The sequence below is a fragment of the Ruegeria sp. H6 genome, from assembly GCF_056532975.1.
This window is the reverse complement of the sequence record NZ_JBQFOA010000002.1, coordinates 188,853-210,045: the sequence shown is the minus strand read 5'-3', so window position 1 is coordinate 210,045 and position 21,193 is coordinate 188,853. Positions and strand designations below refer to the sequence as shown.

The following is a 21,193-nucleotide window of genomic DNA, read 5'->3' as shown; positions in this document are numbered from 1 at the left end:
CCTTTCTGTCAATCAATCAGATAGGTGGACAGGACTGGCGCATAGCTGAGCAGCACAAGCACAACCGCAACCGCAATCAGGAAGGGCCACAGCGATTTCAGGATCGCACCCGGCGTTGCCCCGCCCATAGATGAGGCGATGTATAGCCCAATCCCAACAGGTGGCGTGAGCAGGCCTAGTACAAGGTTCAGACAGATCACCACGCCAAACTGATAGGGGCTGATGTCGTATGACCCGGTGGCGATGGGCAACAGGATCGGCGTGATCAGGATAATTGCGGCGATACCGTCAATGATCATGCCGACCAGCAACAGGGCAAGGTTCACGATCAGCAGGAACAGGAACGGGTCGGACGTAATCGTTGTGATCAGCGCGGCCAGTTTCTGCGGCAGTTCCTCGTAGATGATGACCCAGCCAAAGACACTCGCCGCCGCAATCATGAACAGGATCATCGAAGCGTTGGCTGCGGTGCGCAAAAACATCTCTCCCAAATGGCGCGGGTTCAGATCGCCATAGATCAACCAGCCGACCACAAAGGCCACGAAAGAGGCTACGGCGGCTGATTCCGTTGGCGTGGCGATGCCAAAGAGAATCCCGCCGATGATGGCAATCGGGATCAATAGAGCGGGCGCTGCCGCAACAAGCGCGCGCAGGGCTTCGCGCCCGGTCATCCAATCGCCTTTCGGGAACTGCTGTCGCCATCCGATGATAGCGATCACCAGGGCGAACCCGACGGCAAGAAGCAGGCCGGGGATGATGCCCGCCAGAAACATGTCTCCGATCGGAATTTGCGCCAGCACGCCAAAGATCACGAACATCATCGACGGCGGAATAACCGGGGCCAGCAATCCTCCGGCGGCGGTGGTCGCGGTGGCAAAGCCCTTGTCGTAACCTTCCTCTTCCATCGCGGGGACCATGGCGCGGGACATGACGGCGATCTGGGCTGTGGCCGAACCGATGATGGCGGCCATGAACATGTTTGCCAGCAGGTTGATATAGGCCAGCCCGCCGCGAAACCCGCCCACGAACACGCGGGCCAGGGCGATCAGACGGCGGGTCATGCCGCCTTCGTTCATCAACTCGCCCGTCAACATGAAAAGCGGGATGGCCAACAGGCCATAATTCTCAAGCCCGCCGAACATTTTCTGCGCGAAGCTGTCATAGAGGACGGTGTTGCCGCTTTCCCAGATGTACCAGATCGCCGTGACGCTGAGAACGATGGCGACAGGGACGGACAGAAACAGCGCTGCAAGAAAGACAATAGGGCTCATGTCGCAGCCCTTTTGCCGAACAGGTGCATGGCCGAATGCAGGGTCACGCCGAGGGCAAAGAGCCACATAACCAGCCAGAACAGGTATTTCGGCAGGCCCAGGGTCAGGGTCGGTTCGGCGTAGATGAAGTTGAACGTGTTGCCTTGGAACGCCACGGTGTCAAAACCGGCGCGAGCGATATCCAGCGGCAGGAACCAGCGCCAGCAAAACCACAGCATCGCCAGGGCAAAAGCAAATACGATCACATCCACACAGGTGTTGATCCACTTTCGCGCCGTGTCCGGGACGGCATCCGTCAGGATGGTGATCGACACGGCATTTCGATGGTGCAGGGCAGCGGACGCGCCCAGAAAGGTCATCCAGATCATGGCATAGATCGCCAGTTCATCGACCCAGAACAGCGCATTGCCAGCCGAGCGTGTCACCACGTTCAACAGAATAAGCGCAGTGACGATCAGGGCGAGTAAGGCCGCCGCCCAAAGCTCAACCCGGGCCCAGAATGCCGATATCCGGTACAACATGACCTATTCCCAAAACAAATGGCGCGGGCACCGGGCCCGCGCCATGTTTGACCCCTGTTTCGTCTTTATTTGGTTTCTGCCGCAGTCGCGCGCAGGGCGTCAAGCGACGAGGTCTTTTCCGACCAGATCGTGTTCCATTCGTCGATGGCGTCGCCAAAGAATTCCGCATCGACTTCGACATAGGTCTTGCCGGTGCCTTCGATCTGCTCCAGCCATTTCTCGTCATTGGCGACATAGGCATCGATGGTGCTGTCGACATGCTTGGCCATTAGTTCACCAATCATTGCGCGGTCTTCCTCGGACAGACCGGCCCAGACCTTGGCCGAGACCAGACCGACCATCGGGAACATCATATGGTTCGACTGCACGATAGTGTCAGCGTGTTCATAGTATTTCAGCACCCAGATCAATTCGGCATCCATGTCGATGGCGTCGACCTGACCATTGGCCAGTGCGTCATAAACGGCGGGCAGGGGCATCGGCGTCGGAGCTGCACCGACCGCATTGTAGAAATCCAGGATCGGTGTAAACGGCGTGATCCGCAGTTTCAGGCCTGACAGATCGTCGGCTGACGACACCTCACCCCGGCTCACGATCTGGCGCAGCCCCGCCATGCCATAGCCAAGGCCAACAACGCCGACCTGACCGGGCAGGGGCTCCAGCATCGATTTGGCGGTATCAGAGCGCAGAATGCGACCGGCGTGACCGATATTGTCCGCCAAATAAGGCGCATAAAACGCGCCCAGCTCGGGTGCGCGGTTCGAAACTTCTGCGACGGTCATGAAGGCCATGTCCAACGCGCCGGTTTGCAACTGCTGCAGCATCTCGGCCTCGTTGCCCAACTGACGCGCTGGGAAGACGGATACCGTATGCGCGCCGCCGCTGGCTTCGTTCAGCTCAGTGCCAAAGGCTTCGGCGGCTTTTGTCCAGATATGCGGCGGCGGTGTGATCAGGCCAAGACGGAACTCCTCGGCCTGTGCGGTAACAGCCGACGCCGCCAGAACAGCAGCCGCTGCGATCATTTTGTTGAATTGTTTCATATCACTCCCCGTTGTTCTTCATGTGTTCAAAGCTGCACCCAGCCTTCAGGAGGCTCTTTGCCCGGATGCACGGCATTGCAATTCGGACAGGTGCGGTCTTTTTCCGATGCATAGAATTTTTCGTATACCGGAGGCAGGTCGTCAACGATGGACTTGAGCTGCATCTCGGCGCGGTGAACGCGGGAGCCGCATTCAAAGCAATACCATTCGATTGCGTCCAGCTCTCCTTCCTGCCGCTTGGGCTCGATCACCAGACCAACCGAGCCTTCCTGCGGACGTTGCGGAGAATGGCGGACATGGGCCGGCAGCAGAAAGATCTCGCCTTCGCGGATCGGAACGTCATAGAACTCTTCGCCGTCAAAGAGTTTAAGCAGCATGTCGCCTTCGAGCTGATAGAAAAACTCTTCCACCGGGTCGTCATGATAATCGGTGCGCTTGTTCGGCCCGCCAACCACGGTGACCATAAGATCGGCGTCCTCGAACACCATCTTGTTTCCCACCGGTGGCTTCAGAAGGTGGCGATGTTCGTCAATCCAGGCTTTGAAGTTGAACGCTGCTAGTCTCGACATGCGGATCTCCTGTTTGACTGAAACTATTGGCGACGCGTTCCATAGCGGCAAAGAAATTATGCGTATGTAGATATCGGAATTGGCTATATCGGGCGACGGTTTTGTTTCGCGCCGTCCATCGGCGATCGGTGCACACGCACCTGTCAGACGTGTTCACCACGTAGCCACAGGGTTGGGCGGGCTTTGTTCTACCAACATGCGACAGGTTCAACCCAGCAGTGCAAGCATAAGAATTTGGGTGACTTTTGCGCCCAGTTCAGGTGCCTCGGATCCACGAGGGCCGGCGATGTTCAGAACTTCGGGCTTGGTGTCGGCCAACCACTGGCGAAGGCTAGCGGCACAAATTGGCGCCTCTTGCCGTGCATCAATGACAAGATGCGGTTTTCCCATCTCCTGTGCCAATTGCAGGGTCAGGTCGGTACCGGGGCTGATGGCGTCTTCCACAAAGATCAAGGTGGCATCGCCCAAAACGACATTGCGCCGGGTACGCTCGCTGACGTCGTCGGTATCGGTTTCGCGCAGGCCGCTGAAACGATCGGAAATGCGTCCGGCTTCGTTCATGCGACCCTTGGGCACCCAACCGCCATAGGAATACGCGTGGTCCTTGGCAAAGGTCAGCGCGGCCAAATCAACTCCGGTCTGGCCACCGGATACGATTTTCATAAGCAAAGCCCGCCAGGTTTGGATGAACCGAGATCCAGACCGTAGCGGGCTTTGACCTGTCACGCAAATCAGAGGGCTTGTCAGATGTCCCCGTTTGCGACTGCTGCTATAGGCACTCTGCCAGGGTTTCCGCCATGTTCCGCAGAAGCTGGTTATAGAGGTCCGAGCCGGACTCCAACTCGGCACCCAATGGATCGATCACGCCGACCTTGGCTGGCGTGCCCTCCAGAACGGTATCGATCAGGCCGGGGTTGAACTGAGGCTCGGCCAGGACGCAATCAATGCCTTCTTCCTTGATCCGGCCCTGAATCTCCGCGACGCGGGCCGGGCTGGGGTCCGAGGCATCAGCAATCGAAATCGCACCGGACGCGGGGAAATCGAACGCATCTTCGAAGTACTGATAGGCATCGTGGAACACGATGAAACGGCCCCCGCTGACGCGTTCAAGAGTGGCGGCCAGCTCCGAGGTCAACTCGGCCAGTTCCTCACGCGCGGCTGCGGCGTTGGAATAGTAGGTGCCGGCATTGTCCGGGTCCGCAGCCGAAAGCTGGGCCGCAATCTGGTTCAGCCAGATACCTGCGTTTTCCGGCGACAACCAGGCGTGGGGGTCATGGTCCCCATGCGCATGATCCTCGTGGTCATCGTGATCCGCGTGATCGTCATGATCCTCATGCTTTGCATGGTCTTCATGATCCTCGTGGTCGTGGTCATCATGTTCATCATGACCATCATGGTCTGCGTGATCGTCATGGTCATCATGCTCAGCATGATCATCATCATGTTTCTCATGATCTTCGTCATGGTCGTGATCATCGTGGTCTGCATGATCTTTGTCATGATCATGATCATCGTGGTCATCATGATCGCCATGATCATGGGCCTCGAACAAGGCGTTCTCGCGGAAATCCAACAGAACCGTGCCATCCGCTTCAAGCAACTCTGTTACGGTTGCGTTGCTGGCCAATGTGCCTACGGCGTCCCCCAGCCACGGGGTCAGATCTTCACCGATCCAAAAGACGAGATCCGCGTTTTGCAGCGCGGCGGCCTCGGACGGGCGCAGGTTGTATTCATGCGGTGATGCCCCGGCAGGGATGACAAGGCTCGGCTCGCCCACACCGGCCATGACCTTGGCGACAAGCGAATGTACCGGTGCGATATCAGCCGCGACATTCGGGACATCTGCAATTGCGGTTCCCCCCATCAATGTGGCCACAAGAGAAACAGAAGTAAGCTTTCTGGACATCGGTACCTCGGTGTGATTTTATAACATTAATCGCCAAATAAATGATATGAAATAACATGACAAGAGATATTCAGCCTGTGCCCGACGACAGGGCGGATCTGGTTGGCTTTCAATCGCATGATCACACCCATTGCGTCGAGACGGCTCTGACCACGACCGAAGCCCGCTGTGCCGAAAAGGGCCTGCGCCTGACGCCTGTGCGGCGCAAGGTACTGGAGCTGTTGTTGCAGGAACACCGCGCGCTGGGAGCCTATGCGGTTCTCGATCACCTGCGTGACGCCGGGTTCGGATCGCAACCTCCGGTCGCCTATCGAGCGCTGGATTTTCTGGTCGAGAATGGCTTTGTGCACAAGATTGAAAGGCTGAACGCCTTTGTCGCCTGTGCGCATCCTGGGGATATACATTCGCCCGCCTTCATGGTGTGCCGCAAATGCGATGCGGTTGCCGAGGCGCAATCCTCGCCCGAAAAGGGGTCGCTGGGGGCCGCAGCCCGGGCCGCCGGGTTCCAGATTGAACGTACTGTGGTTGAGGCGGTCGGCATCTGCCCGTCTTGTGTAGACAAGGTCGAGTGATGGCGCTGGTCTGTGTCGAAGACCTGAGCGTTCGCTACGGCGCGAATACCGTGCTGCGCAACGTCCAGATGGAAATCCATCCCGGTGAAATCGTGACGATCGTGGGCCCGAACGGGTCGGGCAAGACCAGCCTGCTGCGCGCGATCATTGGGGCCGTCAGACCGGCAACCGGGCAAGTGACTCTGAAACCGGGGCTGAAGATCGGCTATGTGCCACAAAAGCTGCATATCGACGCCACACTGCCGATCTCGGTCGAACGCTTCATGCGCCTGACCGCGCGTGTCTCGCGCCAGGATTGTGTCAGCGCGCTTGAGGCCGCGGGGGTTCCGAACCTGCTCAAACGGCAGATGTCGCAGCTCTCCGGGGGGCAGTTTCAACGTGTGTTGCTGGCGCGGGCTTTGATGACCCGGCCTGATGTCTTGCTGCTGGATGAGGCGACGCAAGGGCTCGATCAACCGGGTTCAGCCGCGTTCTACCAACAGATCGAAACCGTCCGGGCCGAGACCGGCTGCGCCGTTTTGATGATCAGCCACGAATTACACGTGGTCATGAGCGCCTCGGATAGGGTGGTTTGCCTCAACGGTCATGTGTGCTGTCAGGGCTCACCTGCGGTGGTTGCCTCGGCCCCCGAATATCGTGCCCTGTTCGGGACCGGAACGGGCGGAGCGCTTGCGCTCTATCGACATGACCATGACCACCATCATGACCACGGCTCAGACTCTCAGGAAGCGGCAGAATAATGCTTGATGATTTCATGACGCGCGCCACGCTGGCGGGCATTGGCGTGGCTTTGGCGGCTGCGCCGTTGGGGTGCTTTGTCGTGTGGCGCAGGATGGCCTATTTCGGGGATGCGACCGCCCATGCGGCCATTCTTGGGGTCGCACTATCCCTGACGTTTCAGATGTCTGTTTTCACCGGTGCAATGGTCGTGGCCCTGCTGATGGCGATGACTGTGACCCTGCTGTCCAGGCGCGGTTATGCGATGGACACATTGCTTGGGGTCATGGCGCATTCGGCCCTGGCGTTTGGGCTTGTGGCGGTGTCCTTCCTGTCCGGCGTGCGCATTGATCTGATGGCCTACCTGTTTGGCGACATTCTGGCAGTGTCGCGCAGCGATCTGTTGGTCATCTGGGGTGGTGCTGCACTGGTTGTCGCCTTGATCGCATGGCGGTGGTCGCACCTGCTGACGGCCACTTTGAACGAGGATCTGGCCTATGCCAGTGGCTATCAGCCCAAGCGCGAGCAATTGATCCTGACGCTGGCACTGGCGATTACCGTGGCCGTCGCGATCAAGGTTGTCGGGGTTCTTCTGATTGCGGCCATGCTTATCATCCCTGCCGCCGCAGCGCGCAGCCTCGCCAGATCACCTGAATCGATGGCCTTTATTGCAGCCGGGATCGGCGCTGTGTCTGCCGTGGTCGGCTTACGGTCGGCCTATATCCTGGATACGCCCGCGGGGCCTTCGATCGTCTGTGTCGCCGCAATCTTGTTTGCCTGTTTCAGCCTGATCGGCTGGCAACGTCACAACAGGGCCTGAACCCGCGAATTCCCATGCAAGCGCCTTGATCTTTGACGGTTTTTTATGTCTTTGTGAGGGAAGATTTGGGAGTTTAGGAGATCGGCTTGAAAACCCGAACGCCGCATACGCACCGCGAACTTGAACTGCTGGACGTTCTCAGGCGACTGGGTGGCACGGCCCGCAACTCTGATCTGGCCAAGTCACTTGGCGTTTCCGAGGAAACCGTGCGGCGAACGATCAAGGCGCTGTCCAAGTCGGGCTCGGTCGAACGCGTGCATGGTGGCGCCTATCTGGCGGGCACGCAAAGCGATCCCAGTTTTTTTCGGCGCATTGCACAGCATTCGGACGAGAAACGCAGAATTGCCGCCCATATCGCGACCCTGATCCAGAACGGCATGACGGTGTTTTTGGACGTCGGCTCGACCACAGCTTATGTCGCCGAAGAGTTGCGTCAGTTGGGCAACCTGACCGTTGTCAGCAATTCGATTGGCATTGGCCAGACGCTGGCGGGCATAAACGGAAACAGGGTTCACCTGCTGGGAGGAGAGCTCCAGCCCGATGAACGCGGCGCCTTTGGCCATGTCACACACAGGCAGGCCATGCGCTATGCGTTCGACCTTGCGGTACTCAGCATCGACGCGCTGACGGCAAAGCGCGGATTTTTGTATTTCAGCTCGGCTGAGGCGGATTTGTCGTCGGTCGTTGCCGACAATGCCGACCGAGTGGTCGTTGCGGCCGCACATTTCAAGTTCAGCGAAACCGCCCCTTACGTTGGCCCGGACCCGCGCAAAGTCGACCTGTTGGTAACGGATAAGGCACCCAAAGGAGCGCTTGCGGATTCAGTCGCCCAATGGGGCGTCAAGGTGCAGGTCGCCAAAGACAGCTAAGCCCACGCCGGATACGCTGGCTTTAGGAAGGTTCTGACAGGCGGGAAATGGTAGCCCGTAGGGGAATCGAACCCCTCTTTCCAGGTTGAAAACCTGGCGTCCTAACCGATAGACGAACGGGCCATAAAGGTCACTTCTACAAGCAAAATGGTAGCCCGTAGGGGAATCGAACCCCTCTTTCCAGGTTGAAAACCTGGCGTCCTAACCGATAGACGAACGGGCCACGCTGGCTTGTGGAGGGCCTTTTACGGATAACCCAGCACCCCCGCAAGCCGAAAAACGTCGGGATGGGAAACTTTTTTGAGCCCGAATTACAGGGTCGTCAAAGCGCCTCAACTGGCCTCGGCTGCGTCTTCCAGCCTCAGCTGTACGGTTTGGCGGCCACCCCAGGTGTTCACCTCAAGCCGACCGGCGAAATGGAACCGCGCGCCGCCGTGGTTGGAGAGCCGCTCTCCCAACGGGCCATCAAAGGCACCAAAGGCAATGGCATCCAGGCCCGAAGACAGCCCATCGGAGAGTGAAAGCTTCAAATGCGACTCGCCCACGCGTTTTGCAAAGCGCACTTCAAGGTCGGGCAGGGCATAACGCGGCGCAGGCGCCCCGGCGCCAAAAGGTCCCGCTTTTTCAATCTGCTCGATCAAATCCACCGTCGCGGCACCCGGCATCAAGGCGCCGTCAAGCTTCAGGTCGGCGGGTCCGCCCTGACCGGCACCCTGTTTGGCTAAGAGCTCTGACAGGCGGCCCATTGCGGGCTCCAGCTGGTCGCGCATTACGGTCAGACCGGCCGCCATCTTGTGCCCACCGCCTTTAACCAACAGACCCTCGGACGCAAGCCGTTGGATCGATGCACCAAGGTCCACACCGGATACGGATCGGCCTGATCCTTTGCCCTCGTCGCCGTCAAAACCAATCACAATCGCGGGCCGGTTGGCGGCATCTTTCAGGCGCGATGCCACGATGCCGACGACACCGGGATGCCAGCCCTCACCAGCGGCCCAGACCAGCGGCGCATCCAGACCGCGCTGTTCTGCCTGATCCAACGCTGCCGCCCGAACGGCGTTTTCGATATCGCGCCGCTCGGTGTTCAGGGCGTCGAGCCGTTGCGACAGGGCCTCGGCCTCGGCCATCGAGTCCGTGCTCAGCAATCGCGCGCCCAGATCGGCCTGCCCGATGCGCCCCCCGGCGTTCACGCGGGGGCCCAGCAGAAATCCAAGGTGATAACTGTTGGGGGCCGTGTCCATGCGCGCGACATCGGACAACGCCACCAAGCCGGGGCGCTGCCGCTGGGCCATAACCTTCAGCCCCTGCCGCACCAATGCACGATTGGCTTCGATAAGGGGCGCAACATCCGCGACCGTGGCCAAAGCCACGAGGTCCAGCAATGCGATCAGGTCGGGTCCTTTTGTGCCGTCCTCGCGCAATTGCCGCCCGGCCTCGACCAGCATCAGGAACACAACTGCGGCTGCGCACAGATACCCAAGGTCGCCGCTTTCGTCCTGACGGTTTGGATTTACCACGGCTGCACAATCGGGCAGGGTTTCCGCCCCCAGGTGGTGGTCGAGAACAATCACGTCTGCACCTTTGGCCGCCGCGATAGGCTCGTGGCTGAGCGTGCCGCAATCCACGCAAATGATCAGGTCATGGCGCGCTGCAAGGTTCCGCATGGCCGGAACATTAGGGCCATACCCTTCATCAATCCGGTCGGGGACATAGAGCGTTGCTTGCAGGCCCATCTGCCGCAACCAGATCAGCAACAACGCGGCTGAGCTTCCGCCATCCACGTCGTAATCTGCAAAGACCGCGATCTTCTGACGGTGCTTCACGGCCTCAAGAAACCGAGCCGCCGCAGCCTCCATGTCCTTCAGGGTCCGAGGGTCAGGGAGCAATTCCTTAAGCTTAGGTTCCAGAAAACTCTGCGCCTCCACAACCGGAACACCCCGGCGGGCCAGAACCTGGCACAGCGGACGCGGCAGGCCAGTTTGCTGGGCCATCATTTCGCCGGCGCGTTCAACCTCGGCGGCAGGGCCCTGCCAATTCCGGCCCGTCAGCGACTGCTCAACCCCCAAAAAACTCATCGCGTCCCTCATATGCAGCAAAGCCGGGCACCATCAGGCCCGGCCGCTTCATCTTTTCAAAAATACTCTCGCCGAAGGCAAGGTCATCCCTTTTCGTGCGACCATGTCGGCGTGCGATAAGTCATGCGACGCACCGATCCGGTCTTGGATCGCATCAACAGGGTCGTCGTTTCGACCCAACCCGGTTCCCGCTTGATGCGGGGCAACAGCGAACCGCCTGTGACGCCGGTTGCGGCAAAGATCACATCCGATGTCACCATTTCGTCGCGATTGTAGACACGGTCCAGATCGGTGATGCCCGCCTTGGCGGCGCGCCCACGTTCGTCATCGTTGCGGAACAGCAGGCGGCCAAAAATCTGCCCGCCCATGCATTTCAACGCAGCAGCAGCCAGAACACCCTCGGGCGCGCCACCCTGGCCCATATACATGTCGATCCCGGTCACCTCGCTTTCGGCGCAATGCATGACGCCTGCGACGTCTCCATCGGTGATCAGCCGGATCGACGCGCCGGTTTCGCGCACTTCGGCGATCATCGCTTCATGACGCGGGCGTTCCAGAATGCAGACGGTGATATCGGCAGGCTCGCAATCACGTGCTTTTGCCAGCGCCTCGACCCGTTCGCGCGGGCTCATGTCCAGATTGACAACACCTTCGGGATAGCCCGGACCGACGGCCAGCTTATCCATGTAGACATCCGGCGCATGCAGCATCGATCCGCGCGGGCCCATGGCAATGACCGTCAGCGCGTTAGGCATGTCTTTGGCGGTCAGGGTCGTGCCCTCAAGCGGGTCCAGCGCGATGTCCACACCGGGGCCGTTCCCGGTGCCGACCTCTTCGCCGATATAAAGCATCGGTGCCTCGTCGCGCTCACCCTCACCGATCACCACGACACCGGCGATATCCAGCAGGTTTAACTGCTCGCGCATGGCGTTGACAGCGGCTTGGTCGGCGGCTTTCTCATCGCCACGACCCACCAGCGAGGCCGATGCCAGCGCTGCCTGTTCGGCCACCCGCGCCAGTCCCAGGGACAACAGGCGGTCGTTGAAATCGGTTTTGGCAGCGCTCATGTTTTGAATTCCTTTGGTCAACTGAGACATTCTGTTCCGGCATAGCCTGCCCCAAGTGCAGGCTGCAAGGGCTTAGACCTGCTCGATCCGCAGGGCGACGGGCTCTCCGGCGACGACATCGGTGTCGCGCAATCCATCCAGCGCGTGATCCAGGGTCGAGCGGGTCGTCTTGTGCGTGACAATCAGAACCGGGGCCGTGTTCTCGGAATGTGCATATTGGCGCATCCGGTCGATCGAGACACCCGAGTCCCCGAGGATCGCGGCGACCTTTGCCAGCGCGCCGGGTTTGTCCAGCAGGGCCAGACGCAGATAGTAAGGCGCCGGCAGGCCGGTCTGTGCGGGCTGCGCCTCTTGCAAGGACACCGCAGGGCGCCCGAAGGTCGAGATTTTCAGGCCGCGCGCCAGATCGCAGACATCCCCCATCACCGCGCTGGCGGTTGGGCCTTCGCCAGCACCGGGGCCCCGCAGAACAACCTGTTCGACAGCGTCGCCTTCGATGACAACCATGTTGGTGCCGCCTTCAAGCTGCCCAATCGGCGAGTCGCTGGGCACAAGGCAAGGCTGCATCCGCTGTTCAAGCCCGCGCGGAGTGCGTTGGGTGACCCCAAGCAGCTTTATGCGATAGCCCATATCGTCTGCCTGATGGATATCGTCCAGGCTGATATGCTGAATGCCTTCGATCTCGATCCCGTCAAAATTCGGTTTGGTTCCAAACGCAATCGAAGACAACAGGGCCAGCTTATGCGCGGCATCGATTCCGCCCACGTCCAGGTTCGGATCGGCCTCAAGATAGCCTAGCTGCGCGCATTCCTCGAACAGCGCGTTGTAGCCAAGCTCTTGCGATTGCATCCGGGTCAGGATGTAGTTGCAGGTGCCGTTCATCACGCCCATGACGCGGGTGATTTCATTACCAGCCAGACCTTCGGTCAGGGATTTGATCACCGGGATACCGCCGGCAACGGCGGCCTCGAACCGGATCACGCGCCCTGCGGCTTCGGCCTTTTCGGCCAAGTCCTGACCGTGAATGGCCAGCAGGGCCTTGTTGGCCGTCACAACGTCCTTGCCGTTCGCAAGCGCGGCCTCGACCGACGCCTTGGCCGGGCCATTCTCACCGCCGATCAGTTCGACATATACGTCCACGTCATCGCGGGTTGCCAGGGCAACCGGATCGGATTCCCACGCGTAGCCTGACAGGTTTACGCCCCGGTCTTTGTTCTGGTCGCGTGCGCCGATGGCCGAGATTTCAATCGGACGACCCGTGCGGGCCTGCAGCAGGTCGGCGTGTTGGCGGATGATCTTGACGACACCAATTCCGACGGTTCCCAAACCAGCGATTCCAAGCCTCAGCGCCTGCGTCATGTTTTGGGTCCTTTCCGCTCGAATTGTGCCCCCTTGGGGCCGCGTGTGCTTTACGCGCTGCCTTAACGGGTTCAGGGAAAGGGTGCAATCCGTCTAAGGCCTGTCAAACGGGCCTGATCTGCCGGACCGTTCAGTTTGTTTCCGCGTTCTGCAGCGCCTCAGCTCTTGCGCCAAGCGCTTCGCTGCGTGCGATCAATTCTTCTTCGACCTCTTCGGCCTCTGAGACCGGGTCGACGGGTGCCCCAAGCGAGGCTTCGATGGGGATGAGCTTGGGGTAGGGGGCCGTGCGCAGCGAGGGTGCCTCTTTCCCTTCCAACTCGGGAATGTTCGTGCAGGCGCAGAGCGCAAGCAGGGGGAAGAGCAAGATCGGCTTCATCAGGCACCTTGTGGTCGCTGGACCCCCATGTGATGCACCTTTTGGACATGCGGTTCAAGCGGGGTTCTATCTGAACGTTTGTTCAGATACGATCAAGTCATGGCGCGTACACAAGGCTCACATTCTGATATCACCGGCCCCCGAATTCGCAAGGCCGCCTTGGGGCTTTTTGCCCGGCATGGCTATGCCGCTGTTTCCATGCGACAAATCGCGGGTGAAGTTGGCGTGCAAGCTGGTGCGCTTTATAACTACATACCGGACAAGCAAAGCCTGTTGTTCCGTTTGATGCAGAACCATATGCAGGACCTACTGGCGACATATGACAGCCTTGGCACGCCAAGCGATGCCAGCGAGGCGCTGCGCCAATTCGTGGGGTTTCACATCAGGTTCCATCTGGAACGGCCTGACGAAGTTTTTATCGCGTATATGGAGCTTCGCAACCTCACCGAAGACAATTTCGCCGAGATTGAAGTCCTGCGGCGGCGGTACGAAGATTCGCTGGAGGCAATCCTGCAAGCGGGGCAGAAGTCCGGTCAGTTTTTCATTACCGATACCAAGATCGCGACACTGGCGGTGATCGCGATGCTAAACGGCGTCATGACCTGGTATCGCTCCGGCGGGCGACTGTCTTTGGATGAGGTCGAGAAGATCTATTGGGACATGGTCCGAAAATCCGTGTCTGCTCCTAGTGCGCCGGGCGAATAAAGGTCCCGTTGCGCAGCTCGCGAAACGCCTGCTCCAGTTCGTCTCGGGTGTTCATCACGATGGGGCCGTGCCAGGCAACGGGTTCATTGATTGGCGCGCCAGAGATCAGCAGGAAACGCACGCCGTCTGGCCCGGCCTGCACCGTGATCTCATCCCCGGTGCCAAACCGTACAAGTGTTCGGTCGCCTGACATGTCGCGTATGTTGACCTCTTGCCCGGCGATCTCCTTTTCCAGCAATACACCGGTTGGCTGCGAGGCGTCCGCGAAGGCTGCGTTGCCCTGGAAGACATAGGCAAAGGCGCGTCGGTAGGTGTCGACGCGAAATGTCTTTTTCACACCGGCCGGGATGCTGATGTCCAGGTATTGCGGATCGGCGGCGATTCCGTCCACGGGCCCGGTTTTGCCCCAGAACTCACCTACGATCACGCGAACGACTGTGCCGTCATCATCGGTGATTTCGGGAATTTCCTTGCTTTCAACGTCCTGATACCGCGGGGCCGTCATCTTTTGAGCAGATGGCAGGTTTCCCCACAGCTGAAATCCGTGCATCTGACCAGAGGACGTTCCTTTGGGCATTTCCTGATGCAAAATCCCCGACCCGGCGGTCATCCACTGGACGTCACCGGCCCCCAAAGTTCCGCTGTTACCAAGCGAGTCGCTGTGATCCACAGTGCCGGACAGAACATAGGTGATCGTTTCAATGCCGCGATGCGGGTGCCAGGGGAACCCGGCCTGATAGTCCTGCGGATGTTCGTTTCGGAAATCGTCGAACAGAAGAAACGGATCAAGCTCGGACGGGTCCTGAAAGCCGAAAGCGCGGTGAAGCTTTACACCTGCGCCTTCCATTGTCGGCATGGCTTTGCGGGTTTCCAGAGTCGGTCTGAGGGACATGGCAGCCTCCTGTAAGGTTGCGTCAAACTTAGCCGCTGTTGCGCGGCGTTCAATTCGCGGCAAAGCACCTGTCTTGTGCGCAAATGCTCAATGCTGAATGACCCTGTTCCTTTTGCGCCAAAGCGGATATTGCAAATCCGTCAATCAGGAGAGTGTCATGCAAGAGGACGTACTTGCCCGGGTCGAAGCCTCAACCCCGCGCCGCTGGATGGGGGTTGGGATGCTTGGTATTGTGGGCACCCTGGTGATCTACGTTGCGCTTGCCCAGCCGCCGGAATTGGTGTGGCAGGTGTTCCTGTTGGTCGTGGGGGCGGGGTCTTTATGGTTGGCCTATCGGATGTGGATTGCAACCGAAGATGCCATCGAATTGACCGAAACCGAACTCAGAACTCAATCCGGGCAGTTGATCGCAAAGCTTGATCAGATCGAGTCCGTCGACCGCGGCGTGTTTGCGTTCAAGCCGTCGAACGGGTTTCTGGTCGTGACGCGCACAGCAGGCCAGAACGCCTGGGCGCCTGGCCTGTGGTGGAGATTGGGAAGGCGCCTCGGCATCGGAGGAATGACATCCGCCGCCGAGGCTAAGTTCATGTCCGAAGCGCTGATGACGCTGATAGCTAAACGTAGCTGACGCACCCTGCCGGGTCCGGATTCGTCAACTCGATATTGTCGAAGACGCGCGGGTGGGTGAACACAAAGTTGCCCATGTCGAACGCGTTGATTTCAAAGCCGATGTCAAACGGCGGCTGATAGACATTGTGGGTCTCAACAACGATCATTTTGCCATTGTCCGGCATAACAGGCAGTGCGTCTTTTATCTGGGTAATGGTGCCATCGTCCCAGTTCGCAAAGCGGTTACCGCGCACGCATGTCCAAAACACATTGTGTTCATCATCTTCTGCGTTGTAGTTCAAATAGGAAATACGCAGTGAAACCGGTGCCCGCGTGGAAACCATCGTGTCCATCAGTTCCAGCATCGTGTCCATGTAGGCCGAGTCGATCATGTTGCGTTCCCGCGAGAGAACGTCCGCAACAGCATAGGCCGCTTTGATGTTGCGACTGCCCTGACGGTAGCCATCGTAGAAAGTATAGGACGCAAGCATCGACCAAAGCAGCATTGGGAGGATCAACATCGCTTCGATCGTGATTGCGCCGTCTTCGCGTTCTCTGAAACGGCGAAGCTGAGTCCCGAACCGGGCAGTTCTTTTGCTGAGGTGCTCAAACATGTCTCAACCTCCGACCGGAACTGTAGGTGTTGTCGGGGCAGTGCTGTCGCCACCCAGGGGCTCGTGCACAAACACTGTGGTGGATTGCAGTTCCCACTGTCCGTTTGAGCCGTTTCGATGAGCCATGTCATTGAACATCGAGAAACCCCAAACCGGTCTGACTTCCAGACAAGCGCGGATGACCATCAACTCGTTGGATGTGCCGGGTGTGAACTGAACATTGTCAAGCGGGCGCAGATCCGCGGGCTTGTCCAAACAGTAAGGTTCGGGATCCATACTGCTTCCGGCCCGTGGATCGATAGGGGTCATCTCCAACGCCAACTCGGTCGAGCAGTTCTTAACAAAATGGGTGTTCTCGCAGATCATGTCCTTCAGCGTCTCATGCGTCCACTCGGTCTCGCCTTCGGGAAGCCTGTTGAGGCGAACCTCGCGGATGGTCTCGTCCAGAGCGCGTTCGAGATTTGCGTGATTGAACGACATCATGCCCAGATCCATGGCTGACCAGGCGATGTAGATAAAGAACGGGAACCAGAACAGAAACTCGATGGTCGAGGTGCTGCCGTCTTCGCAATCGCGAAACTTCCTCAGCCTGAGGCGCAACAAACGTATCATTGCGTCAGCCTCAGGTTCTGGATGGTCGAGCTGATCGAGTCAAACACCTCTGCGATTGTTCTCGCATCCGTACCGCCGACTTCATAGTATCTGCCATCCTCGACAGCGCAGTCGCGCAGCAAGGGCTTCACGCCGTCCGGTGCCTGGTAGGCGATCGAGAAGATCAGAACTTCCTGAGCTTCAGCCTGAGTACACAGAGACCGAACGCGAGGGTCCTTGTTCCACTGACGCAACTCGGTAGTGGAGTTGTTTTCGAAATCCGTCACATCGTCCGAGCCAAGCGCGGCGTCCAGCAGATCCGAGATCTCATACTTTTGCGTGTGCGCCCATACATCTGGCCAGTCCAGCTCTTCAGCTTCGCCTACTTCCGGGAAATCACGTGAATTAGATGTGTCAATTGCGCGACATCTTCCGTCGAAATAACTGGTGCAGAGATATCTGGTGTAGTCACCCGGCCCATCAGGATCGCCGTAGGCATGCGTCTGCCAGTAGTAACGGTACCAACGCTGACCGCCGTCTTCGATTGTCCGATCGACATTTGGCCACGCATAGCGGTTGTTGTCTTCGTCATAGACGGAATAAATCGCCTCTTCTTCGTTCCAATGAATGCCTGACGGGCCATCATTGTAGGGCGCGTTGACCATGTGCTGCCGGGTGTTCTCACCATCGGTCATCAGCACCAGCACTTTGATCGTGTCAGACCCTCTGTTTGGTCCTGGCCGGTTGGCGAATTCAATCGGGATTTCAGGTCCTGCCGCCAGCTGGGCAATAAGCGGAGTCATGCTTTCGTCAAGCAGAGAGAGGCCCCATTTCAGACCAACATCAATGGATGTCCAGCCGCTTGCCTGCAGAAGATCGATTTGATCTTTGATCGTTTCTGCATCCTTTTGCATGATCGTCATGACACGCTGGTCGGTGGCGGTTTCTTCGCGGCAAATATTGCTGCTTACAAGACCATCGGACGTTCTGTAGTCAGAGCTGCCAAAGTCATTGAAGTGCAGTGTCTGTGGCAATGTGCTGCCCGCACGGATGATTGCACCGGTGTCTGGATCCGTGATGTCATACGCATCAAATGTCGTGGTGTTGAAATCAGCAGCCTGGAAGTCGATGCAATTGGCGACTTCGTTCCCGCCGATGGTGTTCAACTCATCCATCAGGAAATCCGGCACCGACACCTGTTCGGAATAGGGGATGATGGAAATGGAAAGTTTGCCATCTTCCGACTTGGTTGTCATCTCGTCGACAAAATCGCTGGCCGCTTCTTTCAAGTCGGTCAGTTTCTGGCCTGCCATCGAACCCGACACGTCCAGAACCAGCGAAATTTCCACATTGCCGATGGATTCTTCGGCGACACTTGTCGCTGTTGTTCCCAGGTAATCGACGCCGCTCCACTGCATGAAATGCGTTGCCACGTTCATCTCGGCACTTGCTTCTACGCGGCGTTTGCCCTGCAGCAGAGCAGCCTCTGCACCACATGTTTCCGGCTCAACCGTGATCTCTCCGACCAGGAACTGGTCGAGATTTTCTTTACTTAGATAGTCACGCACAACGTCGCGGGGGCAAAGGTCCTGATCAAGGTCAGCCGCAGCAAGAACCGCGCGATCCAGCGCGTATTGCAGTTTTACCCGCTCGCGGTCGTAGCGCATGACGTCAACGGCAAATCCGGCGACGGTGAAAACAATCATCAAAAGGAACAGGGTCAGGATCGTCATCGATCCATCGGTGTCCTCTGCAAATGCTCTAAGACGTCGCGAAACCTTGGTCGCGCCAATTTTTTTACAGATATTCAACTTCGACTCAAACTTGATCATTACGAAACCCTTCTGCCGGCCAGACGGATTGATGCCAGTATCTTTGCAAGTTTAACAAATTAGACGTTGATAATGGCGAGATTTGGGCGCTATGGCCACTATGTTGCTATTTTAGAATGAAAAACGGCGCTATTCTCGGGTTGCGGGCATTGTTTGTTTCTGGGAGTTGGACAATCAGGCCGATGTCGCCGTCAAAACGACTCACCCCATCGCGGTAATGCGATTTTCATCATTTGCCTAAAAAAGTAACATTGGCGATTGCAGCGCGGCGCAAGCGGTGCGACAAAAAGTCATTGCACCAGTCGTTTCCAACACGGAGGATTTCATGACCGGCGTTAACGAACCCAGCTTTCGCGAGAGTGTTGATTTGATGTTCAACAGGGCGGCATCCCTGATGGACTTGCCGCCCGGGCTGGAAGAAAAAATCCGTGTCTGTAACGCGACCTATACCGTTCGTTTTGGCGTTCGGCTGCGGGGACAGATTCATACGTTCACCGGATATCGTTCGGTACATTCCGAGCATATGGAACCGGTCAAAGGGGGTATCCGTTACGCCCTGGCTGTGAACCAGGATGAGGTTGAGGCGCTGGCTGCGCTGATGACTTACAAATGCGCATTGGTCGAGGCACCGTTTGGCGGCTCCAAAGGCGGATTGTGCATTGATCCGCGCCAATATGAAGAACACGAGATGGAGCAGATCACCCGCCGATTTGCTTATGAGCTGGCCAAGCGTGACCTGATCAACCCGTCTCAGAACGTGCCTGCGCCCGACATGGGAACGGGCGAGCGTGAGATGGCCTGGATGGCCGATCAGTATGCACGCATGAATACGACCGACATCAACGCCCGCGCCTGTGTGACGGGCAAGCCACTGAATGCGGGCGGTATCGCGGGGCGTGTCGAAGCGACGGGTCGCGGCATTCAATATGCGCTGCGCGAATTCTTCCGCAATCCCGAGGATGTGGCAAAAGCCGGCATGAGTGGATCGCTGGACGGCAAACGCGTGATCGTTCAGGGCCTTGGTAACGTGGGATACCACGCGGCAAAGTTCCTGAGCGAGGAAGACGGATCCCGTATCGTTGGTATCATCGAATGGGATGGCGCGCTTTACAATCCGGAAGGCATCGATGTCGAGGCGGTGCGCCAGTGGATCGTCAAACACGGCGGTGTCAAAGACTACCCGGATGCGACGCACACGGCCGAAGGCGGCACCGTTCTGGAACAGGAATGCGATATTCTGATCCCGGCGGCGCTGGAAGGCGTGATCAACCTGTCCAACGCAGATCGCATCAAGGCACCGCTGATCATCGAGGCTGCGAATGGCCCGGTGACAGCTGGCGCGGATGAGATATTGCGCAAGAAGGGCACTGTGATCATCCCCGATATGTATGCAAACGCCGGGGGTGTGACGGTCTCGTACTTCGAGTGGGTCAAAAACCTGAGCCATATTCGCTTTGGCCGTATGCAGCGCCGTCAGGAAGAGGCGCGGCACGAGTTGATCGTCAGTGAATTGCAGCGGCTTGATCGCTATCTGGGTGACGCTTGGTCCATGTCACCGGACTTCAAGGCCAAGTATCTCAAAGGCGCTGATGAGCTGGAGCTGGTGCGGTCAGGATTGGACGATACCATGCGGATTGCATACCAGGCGATGCGTGAGGTGTGGCACAACCGCTCGGACGTGGATGACCTGCGCACTGCGGCCTATATCGTCGCGATCGACAGGGTCTCAAAAAGCTATCGCGCCAAAGGGCTTTAAGCGGTTTCTTGCAATCGGGCCAAAGTGTTTGGTCCGATTGCAACTTTTCTGCGTATTCATTGCCAGAAGCCGAAGGGATACGCACAGATGACATTGCCTCAGATAATGAAGATTGCCGGCGCCGTTTTGACTGGCGGTATTCTGGCGGGGTCGGCCGCGGCGCAACAGCCAAGCGGGTGGGGCACCTCGGTAGACGGGCTGGCAATCTATCAAGGCAGTGCAGATCTGGATCACGGTGGCGATTTCAGCGCATCGCGCGCATTTTTGCGCGCTGGTGCGATCAACCGGTTCGGCGATGGCTCATTTGCCGGGCTGCTTCTAAGCTATGGGCAATTCAACTATGATTTCGGGCAACCGGACAACCAGCCGTGGGAAGATGTGCGCGATATTCGTTTGACCGCACCTTTGCGTTTCGCATTGGACAGCGGCGCAAGCGTGCTGATCACACCTCAGGCGCGCTGGGATTACGAGCGTGGGGCAAGTGCCTCGGACGGGTTCACCTATGGTCTTTTTGCCGGGGTGTCCTGGGCGGTGTCGCCGAACCTTCAGATCGGACCGGCCTTTGGTGTGTTTACGGAAGTCGGCACAAATGACCTTGAGGCGTTTCCCGCAATTTTGGTGGACTGGACGTTTGCCGATCGATGGACGCTGAGCACCGGCAGCGGGTTGGGTGCCACGCAAGGCCCGGGCGTGTCACTGGGTTATCAACTGTCAGATGCGGTCAGTTTGGGCCTCGCGGTACGGTCGGAAAATCTGCGGTTTCAGTTGGATGACGATGGTATCGCACCCGGTGGTGTGGGCGAAGACAGCAGCATCCCCGTTGTTCTATCCTTCGAATACGCGCCAAATCCCGGAATGTCCCTGACCGCTTTTGCCGGGGCCGAGCTGAATGGCGAATTGACCTTGGAAAACGCGTCGGGACGCAAGATCAGTCAGCAAGACTATGACACCGCTCCAATCGCGGGCGCGGCCTTTCGATTTCGGTTTTGACCCAAACAGGTCGCGGCCTGACGGTTTCTTGTCGAAAACGTT

Annotated in this window: 22 protein-coding genes and 2 tRNA genes; 8 read left to right on the top strand and 16 right to left on the bottom strand. The window is 58.3% G+C overall.

Going from position 1 to position 21,193, the window contains the following annotated elements; translation table 11 throughout:
• Window positions 1-8 precede the first annotated feature (8 nt).
• From ACR0AG_RS05730 to ACR0AG_RS05705, 6 genes are all read right to left on the bottom strand, one after another.
• On the bottom strand, window positions 9-1,271 hold the full coding sequence (locus ACR0AG_RS05730) for a TRAP transporter large permease (RefSeq protein ID WP_480837257.1): 1,263 nt from the start codon (window positions 1,269-1,271) through the stop codon (window positions 9-11).
• A complete protein-coding gene (locus ACR0AG_RS05725; RefSeq protein ID WP_480837255.1) occupies window positions 1,268-1,792 on the bottom strand; it encodes a TRAP transporter small permease in 525 nt (174 codons plus the stop codon). Before ACR0AG_RS05725 ends, ACR0AG_RS05730 begins: the two co-directional genes overlap by 4 nt.
• A 65-nt stretch (window positions 1,793-1,857) precedes the next feature.
• Window positions 1,858-2,832, bottom strand: coding sequence for a TRAP transporter substrate-binding protein (locus ACR0AG_RS05720; RefSeq protein WP_480837253.1), 975 nt, complete (start codon window positions 2,830-2,832; stop codon window positions 1,858-1,860).
• Window positions 2,833-2,858: 26 nt separating this feature from the next.
• Window positions 2,859-3,401: a 3-hydroxyanthranilate 3,4-dioxygenase gene (locus ACR0AG_RS05715; protein ID WP_480837251.1), complete on the bottom strand. Its 543-nt coding sequence runs from the start codon at window positions 3,399-3,401 to the stop codon at window positions 2,859-2,861.
• A gap of 207 nt (window positions 3,402-3,608) precedes the next feature.
• Window positions 3,609-4,064, bottom strand: coding sequence for a putative molybdenum carrier protein (locus tag ACR0AG_RS05710; protein WP_480837249.1), 456 nt, complete (start codon window positions 4,062-4,064; stop codon window positions 3,609-3,611).
• A 106-nt stretch (window positions 4,065-4,170) separates the two neighbouring features.
• Window positions 4,171-5,307 (bottom strand): zinc ABC transporter substrate-binding protein, encoded by a 1,137-nt coding sequence (locus tag ACR0AG_RS05705; protein WP_480837247.1) that lies wholly within the window; start codon window positions 5,305-5,307, stop codon window positions 4,171-4,173.
• A 56-nt stretch (window positions 5,308-5,363) separates the two neighbouring features.
• Between ACR0AG_RS05705 and ACR0AG_RS05700 the strand changes: the two genes are divergently transcribed.
• The 4 genes from ACR0AG_RS05700 (at window position 5,364) to ACR0AG_RS05685 (ending at window position 8,285) form a co-directional block, all read left to right on the top strand.
• A complete protein-coding gene (locus ACR0AG_RS05700; protein ID WP_480837245.1) occupies window positions 5,364-5,879 on the top strand; it encodes a Fur family transcriptional regulator in 516 nt (171 codons plus the stop codon).
• Window positions 5,879-6,619 carry a metal ABC transporter ATP-binding protein gene (locus ACR0AG_RS05695; RefSeq protein WP_480837243.1) on the top strand — a complete coding sequence of 247 codons (741 nt, stop codon included), beginning with the start codon at window positions 5,879-5,881 and terminating at the stop codon, window positions 6,617-6,619. The genes ACR0AG_RS05700 and ACR0AG_RS05695 overlap by 1 nt, the downstream gene beginning before the upstream one ends.
• A complete protein-coding gene (locus ACR0AG_RS05690) occupies window positions 6,619-7,416 on the top strand; it encodes an iron chelate uptake ABC transporter family permease subunit (RefSeq protein ID WP_480837240.1) in 798 nt (265 codons plus the stop codon). Before ACR0AG_RS05695 ends, ACR0AG_RS05690 begins: the two co-directional genes overlap by 1 nt.
• Window positions 7,417-7,502: 86 nt before the next feature.
• On the top strand, window positions 7,503-8,285 hold the full coding sequence (locus ACR0AG_RS05685; protein ID WP_480837238.1) for a DeoR/GlpR family DNA-binding transcription regulator: 783 nt from the start codon (window positions 7,503-7,505) through the stop codon (window positions 8,283-8,285).
• Between the two features lie 48 nt (window positions 8,286-8,333).
• On the opposite strand, the gene ACR0AG_RS05680 is transcribed toward ACR0AG_RS05685, so the two are convergent.
• The 6 genes from ACR0AG_RS05680 to ACR0AG_RS05655 all read right to left on the bottom strand — a co-directional run bounded on the left by ACR0AG_RS05680 (window position 8,334) and on the right by ACR0AG_RS05655 (window position 13,162).
• Window positions 8,334-8,408 (bottom strand) — tRNA-Glu (locus ACR0AG_RS05680).
• Window positions 8,409-8,433: 25 nt separating this feature from the next.
• Window positions 8,434-8,508: transfer RNA gene (locus tag ACR0AG_RS05675), tRNA-Glu, on the bottom strand.
• A gap of 109 nt (window positions 8,509-8,617) precedes the next feature.
• Window positions 8,618-10,360: a single-stranded-DNA-specific exonuclease RecJ gene (recJ, locus tag ACR0AG_RS05670; protein WP_480837236.1), complete on the bottom strand. Its 1,743-nt coding sequence runs from the start codon at window positions 10,358-10,360 to the stop codon at window positions 8,618-8,620.
• 83 nt (window positions 10,361-10,443) lie between these two features.
• Window positions 10,444-11,427, bottom strand: coding sequence for a class II fructose-bisphosphatase (gene glpX, locus ACR0AG_RS05665; RefSeq protein ID WP_480837234.1), 984 nt, complete (start codon window positions 11,425-11,427; stop codon window positions 10,444-10,446).
• 72 nt (window positions 11,428-11,499) lie between these two features.
• Window positions 11,500-12,786, bottom strand: a complete 1,287-nt coding sequence (locus tag ACR0AG_RS05660) for a homoserine dehydrogenase (protein ID WP_480837232.1) — start codon at window positions 12,784-12,786, stop codon at window positions 11,500-11,502.
• Window positions 12,787-12,916: 130 nt separating this feature from the next.
• Window positions 12,917-13,162, bottom strand: a complete 246-nt coding sequence (locus ACR0AG_RS05655; protein WP_480837231.1) for a hypothetical protein — start codon at window positions 13,160-13,162, stop codon at window positions 12,917-12,919.
• Window positions 13,163-13,261: 99 nt separating this feature from the next.
• On the opposite strand from ACR0AG_RS05655, the gene ACR0AG_RS05650 reads away from it, so the two are divergent.
• A complete protein-coding gene (locus tag ACR0AG_RS05650; protein ID WP_480837229.1) occupies window positions 13,262-13,867 on the top strand; it encodes a TetR/AcrR family transcriptional regulator in 606 nt (201 codons plus the stop codon).
• On the opposite strand, the gene ACR0AG_RS05645 is transcribed toward ACR0AG_RS05650, so the two are convergent.
• Window positions 13,848-14,759, bottom strand: a complete 912-nt coding sequence (locus ACR0AG_RS05645; RefSeq protein WP_480837227.1) for a pirin family protein — start codon at window positions 14,757-14,759, stop codon at window positions 13,848-13,850. The genes ACR0AG_RS05650 and ACR0AG_RS05645 overlap by 20 nt on opposite strands.
• A 157-nt stretch (window positions 14,760-14,916) precedes the next feature.
• Here ACR0AG_RS05645 and ACR0AG_RS05640 point away from each other — a divergent pair, with 157 nt between their 5' ends.
• Window positions 14,917-15,387, top strand: coding sequence for a hypothetical protein (locus tag ACR0AG_RS05640; protein WP_480837225.1), 471 nt, complete (start codon window positions 14,917-14,919; stop codon window positions 15,385-15,387).
• Here ACR0AG_RS05640 and ACR0AG_RS05635 read toward each other — a convergent pair.
• Genes ACR0AG_RS05635 through ACR0AG_RS05625 form a run of 3 tightly spaced genes read right to left on the bottom strand, consistent with a single transcriptional unit; the run spans window position 15,374 to window position 18,306 of the window.
• Window positions 15,374-15,982 carry a TadE/TadG family type IV pilus assembly protein gene (locus ACR0AG_RS05635; protein ID WP_480837223.1) on the bottom strand — a complete coding sequence of 203 codons (609 nt, stop codon included), beginning with the start codon at window positions 15,980-15,982 and terminating at the stop codon, window positions 15,374-15,376. The two genes, ACR0AG_RS05640 and ACR0AG_RS05635, sit on opposite strands and share 14 nt — an antisense overlap.
• A 3-nt stretch (window positions 15,983-15,985) precedes the next feature.
• Window positions 15,986-16,594 (bottom strand): TadE/TadG family type IV pilus assembly protein, encoded by a 609-nt coding sequence (locus ACR0AG_RS05630; RefSeq protein WP_480837221.1) that lies wholly within the window; start codon window positions 16,592-16,594, stop codon window positions 15,986-15,988.
• Window positions 16,591-18,306, bottom strand: a complete 1,716-nt coding sequence (locus ACR0AG_RS05625) for a Tad domain-containing protein (protein ID WP_480837219.1) — start codon at window positions 18,304-18,306, stop codon at window positions 16,591-16,593. Before ACR0AG_RS05625 ends, ACR0AG_RS05630 begins: the two co-directional genes overlap by 4 nt.
• Before the next feature lie 424 nt (window positions 18,307-18,730).
• On the opposite strand from ACR0AG_RS05625, the gene ACR0AG_RS05620 reads away from it, so the two are divergent.
• Window positions 18,731-20,161: a Glu/Leu/Phe/Val family dehydrogenase gene (locus ACR0AG_RS05620; protein WP_480837217.1), complete on the top strand. Its 1,431-nt coding sequence runs from the start codon at window positions 18,731-18,733 to the stop codon at window positions 20,159-20,161.
• A gap of 105 nt (window positions 20,162-20,266) precedes the next feature.
• Window positions 20,267-21,151: a hypothetical protein gene (locus tag ACR0AG_RS05615; protein ID WP_480837215.1), complete on the top strand. Its 885-nt coding sequence runs from the start codon at window positions 20,267-20,269 to the stop codon at window positions 21,149-21,151.
• The last annotated feature ends 42 nt before the right edge of the window (window positions 21,152-21,193 follow it).

Coding starts and splice junctions, on each gene's coding strand:
- ACR0AG_RS05615 (WP_480837215.1), top strand. CDS start 20,267: ATGAAGATTGCCGGCGCCGTTTTGACTGGCGGTATTCTGGCGGGGTCG.
- ACR0AG_RS05620 (WP_480837217.1), top strand. CDS start 18,731: ATGACCGGCGTTAACGAACCCAGCTTTCGCGAGAGTGTTGATTTGATG.
- ACR0AG_RS05635 (WP_480837223.1), bottom strand. CDS start 15,982: ATGTTTGAGCACCTCAGCAAAAGAACTGCCCGGTTCGGGACTCAGCTT.
- recJ (WP_480837236.1), bottom strand. CDS start 10,360: ATGAGTTTTTTGGGGGTTGAGCAGTCGCTGACGGGCCGGAATTGGCAG.
- ACR0AG_RS05720 (WP_480837253.1), bottom strand. CDS start 2,832: ATGAAACAATTCAACAAAATGATCGCAGCGGCTGCTGTTCTGGCGGCG.
- ACR0AG_RS05655 (WP_480837231.1), bottom strand. CDS start 13,162: ATGAAGCCGATCTTGCTCTTCCCCCTGCTTGCGCTCTGCGCCTGCACG.
- ACR0AG_RS05730 (WP_480837257.1), bottom strand. CDS start 1,271: ATGAGCCCTATTGTCTTTCTTGCAGCGCTGTTTCTGTCCGTCCCTGTC.
- ACR0AG_RS05715 (WP_480837251.1), bottom strand. CDS start 3,401: ATGTCGAGACTAGCAGCGTTCAACTTCAAAGCCTGGATTGACGAACAT.
- glpX (WP_480837234.1), bottom strand. CDS start 11,427: ATGAGCGCTGCCAAAACCGATTTCAACGACCGCCTGTTGTCCCTGGGA.
- ACR0AG_RS05710 (WP_480837249.1), bottom strand. CDS start 4,064: ATGAAAATCGTATCCGGTGGCCAGACCGGAGTTGATTTGGCCGCGCTG.
- ACR0AG_RS05645 (WP_480837227.1), bottom strand. CDS start 14,759: ATGTCCCTCAGACCGACTCTGGAAACCCGCAAAGCCATGCCGACAATG.
- ACR0AG_RS05725 (WP_480837255.1), bottom strand. CDS start 1,792: ATGTTGTACCGGATATCGGCATTCTGGGCCCGGGTTGAGCTTTGGGCG.
- ACR0AG_RS05625 (WP_480837219.1), bottom strand. CDS start 18,306: ATGACGATCCTGACCCTGTTCCTTTTGATGATTGTTTTCACCGTCGCC.
- ACR0AG_RS05705 (WP_480837247.1), bottom strand. CDS start 5,307: ATGTCCAGAAAGCTTACTTCTGTTTCTCTTGTGGCCACATTGATGGGG.
- ACR0AG_RS05695 (WP_480837243.1), top strand. CDS start 5,879: ATGGCGCTGGTCTGTGTCGAAGACCTGAGCGTTCGCTACGGCGCGAAT.
- ACR0AG_RS05660 (WP_480837232.1), bottom strand. CDS start 12,786: ATGACGCAGGCGCTGAGGCTTGGAATCGCTGGTTTGGGAACCGTCGGA.
- ACR0AG_RS05650 (WP_480837229.1), top strand. CDS start 13,262: ATGGCGCGTACACAAGGCTCACATTCTGATATCACCGGCCCCCGAATT.
- ACR0AG_RS05700 (WP_480837245.1), top strand. CDS start 5,364: ATGACAAGAGATATTCAGCCTGTGCCCGACGACAGGGCGGATCTGGTT.
- ACR0AG_RS05690 (WP_480837240.1), top strand. CDS start 6,619: ATGCTTGATGATTTCATGACGCGCGCCACGCTGGCGGGCATTGGCGTG.
- ACR0AG_RS05630 (WP_480837221.1), bottom strand. CDS start 16,594: ATGATACGTTTGTTGCGCCTCAGGCTGAGGAAGTTTCGCGATTGCGAA.
- ACR0AG_RS05640 (WP_480837225.1), top strand. CDS start 14,917: ATGCAAGAGGACGTACTTGCCCGGGTCGAAGCCTCAACCCCGCGCCGC.